Source organism: Vibrio mytili, assembly GCF_000830505.1.
In the GTDB taxonomy this organism is placed as follows: Bacteria; Pseudomonadota; Gammaproteobacteria; order Enterobacterales; family Vibrionaceae; genus Vibrio; species Vibrio mytili.
This window is the reverse complement of sequence record NZ_JXOK01000034.1, coordinates 1-10,674: the sequence shown is the minus strand read 5'-3', so window position 1 is coordinate 10,674 and position 10,674 is coordinate 1. Positions and strand designations below refer to the sequence as shown.

Sequence of the window (10,674 nt, the reverse complement as noted above, 5' to 3'; positions counted from 1 at the left end):
CCAATCATAAATTTGGCTCGTTAAATTTAGCTGTTGTTACTGTTACTGGTCACAACAGCTAGTCAGAAACACACACAATTCCTTCATCTATCTGGTCAATCACCTTAACGGCGTTCTTTAGCATGTTAGCTCTGTGAAATTTTCTGGAGCTGACAATGAGAACCCCTTTGTTACCTTGGTTCATCCTATGGGTGACCATCCCAATCATTATTCTCTTTCTATTCATCTTGCCCGCCCATGCCAGTGATGGGCCATTCTATCAGCGTGGTCAGGAAGGTTGGTTTTGGTATCAGGTCATTCCTGAACCTGAGCAGCCTGATGAGCTGATAGAGCCGGAAGCTGGTGTCGTGGAGTCCAGTCAGAGCGAACTAAAGCCCTTCAGTGCCGCATGGTTCCGAGAGCATATGCAATCGTTTATGGACAAGGCAATTGATGAGCCAACGAGTGAGAATGTCAGAGCCTATCTGTATCTTCAGCGCGTCATGATGGATAAGGGCTCACTATTTGCTGATGTTAGTCAGCAGGTGGTCATGGGCGATCCTGTTTTGGATGAAATCAGTCGCAGACCCTTGGCGACCTATGCTGCCAATCGGATGGATCGAGAAGCTGGCGCTCAACGCGATGTAGCTTTAGGTGAAGTAGCAAAACGGGCTGGTTTGTTCTTCTTCTATCGTTCGGATTGCCCTTACTGCCATGCTCAAGCGCCTATCATCGAATCCATGGCTTTGAACTACGGTTTCGAGGTGTTTGCTATTGCTGTCGATGGCATGCCTTTACCCGGTGGAGAGTTTCCCAATTACAAAGTTGATTCAGGACAAGCACAATCCTTGTCCGTTACGACTGTCCCTGCCGTGTTCTTAGTTGATCCGCCTAATGTCATCACTCCGATTGGCCAAGGCGCAATGAGCCTTGATGAGCTCAATAATCGAATCATTCTCGCAGCCCATCAAGCCGGTTGGATTGACGATCAAACTTACTATGCCACCAGACCTGTTCAACCCGGCGTGTCACTCGCGATGTCAGCCCAAGAGCTTAACGAAAAGATATTACAGGACCCTGAGTTCCTTGTTCGCTATCTGCGTGCACAAGGAGGGTTATAACGATGAAAAAAGTATTCCGAGTATCGCTAATCGCCTGTGCGATTGGTTTTTCATCTATGAGCCAAGCAAGCTTGCAACAGGAGATGAACCAGTTGTTTGGTTCAATGACCAACACCACTGCGCCAGGTGTATTCGAGAGTCAGCGGCGTGGCGTTATATCTGGTGGAAGCGTTGTTGTCCGTAACAGAATCATGAACGAGAACCTCGTCTCTATGGTGCCTCCGTCATTCCAAGCCGGTTGTGGTGGCATTGATATGTTCGCGGGAAGTTTGTCATTTGTTAACGCGGATCAGTTTGTTCAATTACTTCGCTCTGTTGCTGCAAACGCCAAGGGGTACGCATTCCAATTGGCGCTCAGTGCTATGTGTGAGAAATGCTCCCAGCACATGGAGACACTGCAAAAGAAAATCCAGCAGTTGAACGAGTATTTTGGCAATTCCTGTCAAATGGCTCAGGGAGTCGTGAACGATACCCTGGCTGCTTTTGGTAAAAAGGGGCAAACAGAAGCAAGCATGTTGAGCTCACTTAAAGGGGCTGGAGACGTTTTTACCAGTTGGAGTGAGTCCAATGGTAAGAACCCATATGAGAACGCTTCGAGTGTCGCGGCATCTGATGTAAACAGAACGATTAAAGGTAATTTGGTTTGGCGAGCACTGAAACGTCATTCGGCATCAAGCTGGTTTGCATCGGGGGATGACCGTTTTCTTGAAGCGGTTATGTCGGTGACTGGTTCGATTATCGTTGGTGATTTAGCGAATGCCGCTGATGGCCAAGGTAAAGCCCCAAAACTGACCAGGCTGAATGGCAATAAAGTGACTATTGAGCATCTAATTCATGGCGGTAACGTCGCTATGTACCGATGTGACACAGTGACGCAAGACGGTTGTTTGAACCCGACAATCACTAACGTGACCCTTACCGGGTTATCAACTCAGGTAGAAAATTTACTTCTTGGTACAGGTTCTAGTAACGGCATTATTTTTAAATTTGCTCGAAATACAGGGGCTGCTAGCACCACCGAAAAGGCTTTTATGACCTCGGCTCCCGCGAGCATTGGCGGCATGATTCGAACACTTTCTGCATTAAATGAAGGTGCCGCTAGGTCGTTTGCTTCACGAGCAGCACCATTTATTGCTGTTGAGATGGCCCGAGCATTGGTTGAAGACATGCTCAACGCAGCTAGAAGCACCTCTGGTGTCGAAGATCATGCCTATGCGAAGTTGTTAACCGAAGACCTTGAACGTGCACGTCGCCAAATCAATGAGGAGTACGCCGCGTTACAGCGAAGATACGGCTCAGAGCAAGAATTACTGGCGCATTTTAATCAGGTGATTCAGACCATTCGCAAACAGCGTTATTACACCGTTAAATCTACGGCGCTGGGGGAATAGATAATGTGGGAAATCTATTCCATCGGGGATTCGGCTTTTTTAGAGCAGGTCCTGAATGCTGTCGCGATGATCACTGGTACAGGCGACTTTATTTCAATGGTTCGGATTGGCTTGCTAATTGGGGTACTGATGGTCTCTGTTCAGGCCTTAATGCAAGGTGGTCGTGGGATTAACTTTCAACACGTTTTAGTCTCATGGCTAGTCTTTGCAACCATGTTTGGGCCCAGTACCCGCGTGAGCATTGAGGATGCGTACACGGGACAAGTTCGTGTGGTTGATAATGTGCCCATCGGTGTTGCTGCCGCAGGCAGTACGATTTCGACTGTTGGCTTTCAAATCACGCGATTGTTTGAAACGGCGTTCTCAACTCCCGCCATGACGGAATACGGCTTTGCATCCAGTTTACAGTCACTGATTAAAGTGAGAAAACAGGTGATGGATCGCTCTGGTTTGGGTGATGCAAATCGTGTCGCCGGTTCGGACATCGAGCAATCGTGGTTTAACTACATCAAAGAGTGCACCTTGATTGGTATCGACATTGGCCAAAAGAACCTCGATCAGGTGCTGAGTGATCCTAACCCGATGACTGCGATTAGGTTTGACTCTAGCATTTATGGCACGCGCATCATGCTCAGTGGTAGCGGTAGTGATCTGGACTGCACCGATGCCTATAGCCAACTGAAACTCATGACAGAATCAACCTTCATTCCAAGGCTTAAACAGGTTCTGTCAGCCTCATTGGGGACTTCGTCAGCAACGGACACTGATGACGTGATCCGAAATGCACTGAATAACCTTGGTTTGGCTTCAGTAAACACCCAAGAGTACATGACCGCGTCGGTGCTTTTGCCTATCTATGAGCAAAGCGTGACGGGCAAGTATATGGATGATCAAGCTTTCACCGCAGCCGTCATGGTTAACCAAGCGATTGAGCAGCGCAATACGCAATGGGCGGCGGATCAGACCCTGTTCCAAAGCATCGTTCGTCCGATGATGACGTTTTTTGAGGGTTTCATTTACGCCATCACCCATTGATGGCCTTTGTGATTGCCCTTGGCCAGATCGGGATGCGAATGGCCGGGAAGTACTTGTTAATCCTACTTTGGATTCAACTTTGGATGCCTGTCATGGCCATCATTAACCTATATATCCATTTAACCGTTGCTGGGAAAATGTCGGCTCTTGATGCCTTTGCAGGTACAGAAGTGCCATCTTTTGCTGGGATGATGCAGATGGATTCAGTGCTGCAAACCTGGATAGCTACTGGCGGCATGTTGGCGTCGAGTGTTCCGGCGATTTCGCTCATGCTCGTGTATGGCTCAGCAATAACCGCTACCCACTTGGCTGGACGTCTTCAAAACGGTGATGCCATTGATGAAAAGATGGCAAGTCCAGATGTCGCGAAAAATGCCCCGGTGATGCAATCACAGTCAATGTTCCAAAATTCAGCCCTCACAGGTTCTGCAATGACCGGTGCGTCAAACTTACTAAGCAGTTTCTCTGTCGGAAATGCGGTGGGTTCAATGGTCGGTTCTGCAAAAGAATCCATGACTCAGGCAACTCAAGCCTTTAGCCGTCAAGTTGGCAATACCATGAGTCGAACTTTTGGTGAAAAGCTAAGTTACGACAACCTTTCTTCGGTTGGACGTCAGATCGGTTCTTCTAATTCCGCATCTAGCGCCGTTGTTAATCAGGTTACTGATGACCTGCAAACACGGTATGGTTTCGGAGACGATAAAAAAGACGCTGTACGTGGCTTGGTATCGGGCGTGTTATCGGGAGGCCTTAGGGTCGGTGGAGATGGAACCATTACAAATACCGGTGATAAAGAAGTAGCAGATAAAGGGTTCTTGGGAAGATTACTTGGTACAGGGGGGAATGACTCCCCACAAGGCAACCTACCAGGAGTGGATAAGCCTGAATCATCAAGAGTGCCAAAAATATCACGGTTACGAGCAGGCTTGGATTTAGGTGGTAACTTTAGTGGCCAAGTTGAGTCATCAGAGGGCAGTTCTCGGTCAACGACCGCAAATACGCTCACTGGGGAGATGCAAAGCTTGGCATCAAGTGATTCACGACGTGCTGAGTATCGCGATGCAATGGTTAAGGACCTTTCAGATTCAAGACGCTCTGGCGTTGAGATGTCGTTGTCTAATCAAGACTATCAGTCACTTCAGAGTTCAGCACAAGACGTTATCACGGCATCAAACCGCTTTAGTGAGCTTGATCAGGCCAGCTACAGTCTATCAGGACAAAGGAACACGGATGGTGCGACGTTAACTCGATTAGCAGCGGATAATCCTGAAGTCATGGATTATTTAGGTCGCTATATGAACCAGCATGTTGAAGCAGGTAACCGATTACGTGAAAACCTTCCAATGTATCAGCGCTTGCTACCTGATGATAATCAGGCGTATGTGGCCGCAGCTATGGAGTCTTTAACCTATAGCAACTCCTCGACGCCCGCTGAACGAGACAATGACTATCAAGCAGCAATGACTGTTATGGCCATGGCTACCGGAGCCGATTTACGATCTATTCAGCCACGCTCTAATGAAGGCTTGTCATCAACTGCACCTACTTTTGGTGGCACTCAAAGCCAAGTGGAATCGGGTGTATTGGGCGGCTACGAGGATGCTGCAACTGTTCAAACTCAGTTCAACGCAGCTCAATCAGCTTACCAAACTAATTTGTCTGGTGTTGATGGACAACTAAATGCGCATCAACAACAAGCCCAACAGGCCGTAGTTTCTGACACAAGTACCTATCAATCTGGACTAAACAGTGAAGCTGGCTCTCAGTGGCGATCTCGCATTATGGCTGATGATAGCGGAGTTTCTGGTGCTGAAATGTTCTTCAACAGCGCCAGTGCTATTGGTGACTTCAGTGGCAAGCATACTGATGCAGCACTGCATACCTTGAATCACTTTGGCGAAGACTATGAGAGTTACAAGGAGCAAGCACTTGAAGACCCTAGCTCACGAGGTTTCTTGCACAATGCAACGGTGGCCAGCAAATCAACCTGGGATGGCTTAAAAGCAGCCGTTGACGCCGGAACCTCTTTGGAAAACCCATTGACGGCGTTTAATGATGCATACAGTGGATCGAGTTCGCAGTATGCCTCCGAAGTAAACTGGGGTACTAAGTCTGAAGCCATGTTGGCTGGGGCATTCGGTGCGGCAGTTAACAATCGATATGGTGAGTTCTTAGAACAGTATGCCGATGATTTTAAACAGGAAGCATACAGCGAAGGGCAGAGAATGGGATTGACCCCGATTCAAAGTCAAGTGTTTGCTCAAGCTTTCAATGAAGGTTTGGCGGGGCGCGTTTTCAACTCTGAAGACTCATCGAGTTGGTCGCCTGAAATGCTTGGTCTAAGGGAGCAAATGCTAAATGAGTATCGTCAAAAAGATGAGAGCGGTGCTTACATTCCTGACAGTGTGTCCGAAGAAGATAAAGCATTTGTGGATAAGCAGATTGCAGTGATCTCAAATGCATCCCTTGCTGGAGATTATGCTCAGAACAACTTGATCGATATTAGGGCCTATAACCAGGCTTCAGGAAGGAACTAAAAACAGAAGGTAGCCAGCTTGTGATGGGCTGGCTATTTTTTTGGCCTTTTGGGGAGGATAGATGAGCGACCGTCTGCAAATTCGTTTACCCAGTACCAATATTTTTTTTCGCTCAGGCTTAGTTCTCGACCGGTATCTTTCAGTTGTCTTTGAAATAAATGGATTAGTCCGCTTAAGCCTAAGAAAGCTAAACCGACACATAAAATTGCCCAACTCGCTTGCCAATATGCGATTGCTAAACACATAGTGGTGATGGTTATAAGGCCGATAGGACTAGCAGTTGCTTTGAATCCCAAGTAGCTGAAAAAAACGATGGTGCAAATCAGAAATGGCAAAGCCGCTAACTTGGCAGATGCCGTAAATATTTCTGATGGAAAAAAATGAGCCGCTGCCAAAGTCGCCAGAAAAAGCCCCAGTGATATAAACCAGCAGCGTGCTGGTAAAGATTTAAGTAAGTTTGTCATCTTCTTAGTACTCTCAAAGTGCACAGACGGTGCACAATCAAATCATGCATCAGCATGTTAGTTCTCAAAAAGTGCTCTAGTGGTTTGCTCGGCCATAATCTCACACACAGGGCATTTAAGCTGAATGCGCTGTTGTGATACCGTCAAATACAGACTGCCGCATCGACACCGGTGTAAGGATGCAAGCTGTGATCTTAAATCACGAGCTAGAACCCAACCTTCATTGATGGTCAGTTTTTTCCAGGGGATCTCAGCTGGAAGATCTGCTTCTTCTCTTGCAACCAAATACGCATCGTAAGCCTTCATCAAAGCATCGATATTTAATTGCTTGTAGACATTATCACCACCAATATTGACATAAAGCGCCATCAGCAGGGAGCCTTCAACTAGGGCTCTTCTGCTTTTAACAATGGCATCAGATTCTGGTAATTGACCAGGACAAGGTGACTTACCAGTCACTTCTTTGTGCAGCCTTCTGATAATGTGGATTGGCAAACCTGTATCGAGCGCGATAATGGTTGTTCGAAACCCGTATTTAATAAGCAGCGAGGCTCGGGTAAATAGCTCACTTTTGGACAGGTTATCAATCATGCATCCCCCTTGTTGTTTAGTTGATAATAAATAAGCGATTCTTGGGATACCTGTGCCTTTGCTCTTCACCATCTCAATCAGTTGGCTTTGGTTACCCCTTGGTTGAAACAGCATGAATGATGAGGTCGCCACTCGTTGCAGGTCATCAACACCAGCATTAATCAGAGCATCAACCACGTCGCGTGTAAGTCCAAAGCGCAAGACGGCCTCTTGCGGATCAATTCGCGCTAATTCTCGTGCTGCGTGTAGGTACGCCAAATTTAATTGATAGAAGTCTTGTTGATTGGTTGTCATTGACGGACCTCCAGTTCATGTAAAATATTGCGATAGATAGAAAGCACTCTTTGCCCATACCAGCGTGCACGCTCTTCGTTCCAACTGTGATAGCGGCCTATGCCAAGCTCTAAATCATTTGGTGAAGACTTGATTGCTTCGGCCAAAATACTTGAGCCGACCGTAAGGTTGGTGATGGGGTCTAGCAGTTCTGCTGCTGAGCTCACCCGATGCCCATGCCAATGCAAATTGATTTGCATAAGGCCAATATCGAGCTGATATTTTTCAGTCTCTTGCAGTGCCTGGTTTAACAGTTGCTCTGCTTCTGTCTTAGATTTGGCGTAGGTTGCGTTTGAACCATTTCGAATTGCGTATGGCCATGGACTGGTCATGTTGAGACCACGATGTGAGGCCGACTCAGCCAAGGCAACGGCGTAGAGCATGACTGGATCAATACCAACGCTTTGTGCTGCTTTTTCCCACTGATAGCCCGGAAACGCATAGACTGAAGTGCCTGCGGACATGGCTATCACTAGGGCAATGGTTTTTGATTTAATCGTTTTCATTTTTGTCCTCTAATTGATTTCCGAGAAGCGCCTGAATGGCTTTCGGGCTTATTCTTTTCAAAGGCACTGCGCTAAAGTCGGTGATGCCTCTTGTATAAACTTGTGCTGCTTTTGACCAGTCGCCCACGGCAACCGGCGCTTGCATATCAAATCCTTTTTGCTGGTTCTGATGGTCTGCAATACCTTGTAATAGCCTTGGGTATTCACCCACTTCGTCCCGCAACAAGTAAGCCTGGTAGCGTGTTAAAAACTCTTTTTGTTTAAAGGGGTATTCCCTGTCATCTACCTTGCAGAGTTCAACCCATCCCCCCATGTCTGAAATAACGCGGTGAATAAGCGCATCGTCAAACATCACGGATGTCCAAGCGCCAACCTGACGAACAGCCTTGTCAACTTTGTTCCAAGCAACCATGGCTCTTGAACCCGAGTTGCCATCGATATGCTTGATGACGTCAGCGGGCTTTGGAAAAAATTGCCCAGTATCCGGTGATTGAATATGCCGAGTCAGACCGATTCGCACTTCTTCAATGCTATAAGCACGAAGGGCTTCAAATGCGATGGATAGCAATTGCGGTGATACGCTTTTGCCATACATGGCCCAAGCAGCTCCCCAAACTTCAGCAAACTCGCGTTTATCAACCTCCTGCACTTGAACGAACCTCCCGAATACCTGGTCCGGCCCAGCTTTCAGCAATGCGGCGATTGCTTTCTTCAATGTTCAACTGGTGATTGCTGCCCTTTAGGCTCGTCGATGATTGCTGTACTTCATCAATGCGAACGTACTCGTCTTCCCATTGCCGGTTTAAAAGCCAGTTATGTGGCATAGGGGTCTTAGTCCGATCTTGATACTGCAATCGGTTGTCTCGTTGCTCTTTCCAGCGTGTTAGCACTTCCAAGGCGAGTTCATGGTCTTCATTGAGGCCCATGCGTAGCCATTCTTCTTTGGCTTTCGCTTTTTTTTCTTTGCGTATTTGTACATCCCAGAAGTCTTCAAACTGTATGTGGTTAACAGTTTTAACTGTTGGTTTATTGCTTCTCTCAGAGTCATCCGACCGTTGAGAGTCCCTTACCGGGTTGCCATCAGGCATAAACAATGATGAAAATTCTTCTGGTAGCCGAACTTGAAAAGCGGCAAGAGATTTCAAAAGCGATGCCATACCAATGAAGTCGGCAGGTACATCTTTAAGCAACCGAAAGGCTGCTTTACCTTGGTTTGGGTTTTCGATTGGGTTGTGCTTCAGAAAGCTCCGAATCAAAGTCCAACCGGATTCCTCGCAACGAATGAGGAACTGATCTTGTTCTAACTCATTTAGAGCCTTGGCAACCTGTTGCTCATCCCAGTTCAAGTCAGAAGCAACGTAACCAATCGGCAATCGAAAGCAGCCAAGCAAATTACAATGTGGGCATGTAAGCAAATAAAGTCCTAGCAACTTCGCTGAGTCACTCCAAGACAAAACGTTTTGCTTTAGCCAAAAGCGGGTATAGACCTTGCCATAGTCACGCATGGAGGAACTCGCTTTTGTGTTTAAGTAAAATGCTGACCATTATTTGCCCTTAATCCTACTGGTTACTGGCTTTCAGCTCGCTTGGGCATTCGGGATAGATGTCCGGTCTTAACTGAGATCGGGTTACCTGTCCTTGCGTAGCTTGTTCGATGGGTAAAACGAATTCAGCGGGAACACGCCCTGATTTATTCAACCAAAACCAGACGTTTTGCTGTTTTGAGTTGATGGCTCGTGCTAATGCTGATTGCCCGCCTACCAAGTCAATGGCACGGCGGAGATGTTTTTGTGTTGTGTTGAACACTTCCATACCGTCTCCTGTTACAATAATAACTGTTACAAGATTGGATGTTACAGTTTAAACTGTAGATTAGTCAACAGTTAAAATTGTTGAAAGGCTACAGTTTTATTTGTAGAATACGGGTTTATGAAAACTTTATCCGAACGACTAAACCATGCCTTGCAGCTTACTGGGGTGACTCAGTCTGAGTTGGCTCGTCGCATTGGTATCAAACAGCAGTCGATCAGCCAGATTTGCTCTGGTAAATCGGCTAGGTCTCGTTACACCATGCAGATCGCGGAGGCGCTTCGCGTGAATGCTCATTGGCTCGCCACAGGTGATGGCGAGATTGGCTTGGGGGTCGGTAATGTAGAAGTCGGGCCTGATATTAAGGGAAGAATTCCTCTCATTAACTGGGTTCAGGCCGGTGATTGGACTGAAATAGCGGAGGGATTTGCCCATGAAGATGCTGAGGAGTGGCGTGAAGTTACTGGGAAAGCACATGAGGGTTGTTTCGCACTTCGTGTAAAAGGCGACAGCATGGAAAATCCTAATGGTAAAAAATCGATACCTGAAGGGGCAGTCATTATTGTTGATCCTGAGTTACCTTATTCATCAGGCTCTTTGGTTGTTGCGCGTCTGGATGATTCTATAGAAGCAACCTTTAAGCAGTTGGTCATTGATGGTGACCAGAAGTATCTAAAGCCTTTAAACCCTCAATATCCCGCAATGCCGATAAATGGGAACTGTACTATAGTAGGTGTTGTTAAACAGGCAATTATCGATTTTTGTTAAAGAATGAAATTTTTAGTGTGTTGGTTGTAAGTTTCTGATTTGTTAGTCTTTTTTTTGGTGTAGGTTGAAGTGTAGGTGTTCGCTTTGATTCTTGGAGTTATTTTCAATGAAATCAATGTGTTATATTGCAAGGTGTAATT

General features: G+C 46.7%; 9 protein-coding genes and 2 pseudogenes. 4 read left to right on the top strand and 7 right to left on the bottom strand.

Annotation, left to right across the window (positions count from 1 at the left end):
* Positions 1-155 precede the first annotated feature (155 nt).
* The 3 genes and pseudogenes from SU60_RS09430 (at position 156) to SU60_RS09420 (ending at position 6,063) form a co-directional block, all read left to right on the top strand.
* Positions 156-1,100, top strand: coding sequence for a thioredoxin family protein (locus SU60_RS09430; RefSeq protein WP_041155302.1), 945 nt, complete (start codon positions 156-158; stop codon positions 1,098-1,100).
* 2 nt (positions 1,101-1,102) lie between these two features.
* Positions 1,103-2,491: a conjugal transfer protein TraH gene (locus SU60_RS09425; protein ID WP_025587948.1), complete on the top strand. Its 1,389-nt coding sequence runs from the start codon at positions 1,103-1,105 to the stop codon at positions 2,489-2,491.
* 3 nt (positions 2,492-2,494) lie between these two features.
* Positions 2,495-6,063, top strand: a pseudogene (locus tag SU60_RS09420) (conjugal transfer protein TraG N-terminal domain-containing protein).
* 32 nt (positions 6,064-6,095) lie between these two features.
* Here the strand turns inward: SU60_RS09420 and eexR are convergent.
* The 7 genes and pseudogenes from eexR to SU60_RS09385 all read right to left on the bottom strand — a co-directional run bounded on the left by eexR (position 6,096) and on the right by SU60_RS09385 (position 9,769).
* Complete coding sequence (gene eexR / locus SU60_RS09415) at positions 6,096-6,527, bottom strand: entry exclusion protein EexR (RefSeq protein ID WP_000183214.1); 432 nt, start codon at positions 6,525-6,527, stop codon at positions 6,096-6,098.
* A gap of 57 nt (positions 6,528-6,584) precedes the next feature.
* The gene (locus SU60_RS09410; protein ID WP_000566753.1) at positions 6,585-7,118 is read right to left on the bottom strand and encodes a FlhC family transcriptional regulator; all 534 of its coding nucleotides are present in this window, start codon (positions 7,116-7,118) and stop codon (positions 6,585-6,587) included.
* Between the two features lie 69 nt (positions 7,119-7,187).
* Positions 7,188-7,412 (bottom strand): annotated as a pseudogene (locus SU60_RS09405) (flagellar transcriptional regulator FlhD); the annotation flags it as partial.
* Entirely contained in the window at positions 7,409-7,957 is a 549-nt protein-coding gene (locus tag SU60_RS09400; protein ID WP_041155301.1) for a lytic transglycosylase domain-containing protein, read from the bottom strand. The gene SU60_RS09400 and the pseudogene SU60_RS09405, both read right to left, overlap by 4 nt.
* Positions 7,944-8,606 carry a DUF6475 domain-containing protein gene (locus tag SU60_RS09395; protein WP_032081042.1) on the bottom strand — a complete coding sequence of 221 codons (663 nt, stop codon included), beginning with the start codon at positions 8,604-8,606 and terminating at the stop codon, positions 7,944-7,946. Before SU60_RS09395 ends, SU60_RS09400 begins: the two co-directional genes overlap by 14 nt.
* Positions 8,593-9,462, bottom strand: a complete 870-nt coding sequence (locus SU60_RS09390) for a hypothetical protein (protein ID WP_041155300.1) — start codon at positions 9,460-9,462, stop codon at positions 8,593-8,595. Before SU60_RS09390 ends, SU60_RS09395 begins: the two co-directional genes overlap by 14 nt.
* Positions 9,463-9,517: 55 nt before the next feature.
* Positions 9,518-9,769 (bottom strand): helix-turn-helix domain-containing protein, encoded by a 252-nt coding sequence (locus tag SU60_RS09385; protein ID WP_000451746.1) that lies wholly within the window; start codon positions 9,767-9,769, stop codon positions 9,518-9,520.
* Between the two features lie 117 nt (positions 9,770-9,886).
* Between SU60_RS09385 and SU60_RS09380 the strand changes: the two genes are divergently transcribed.
* Positions 9,887-10,534, top strand: coding sequence for a LexA family protein (locus SU60_RS09380; RefSeq protein ID WP_025587953.1), 648 nt, complete (start codon positions 9,887-9,889; stop codon positions 10,532-10,534).
* Positions 10,535-10,674 lie beyond the last annotated feature (140 nt).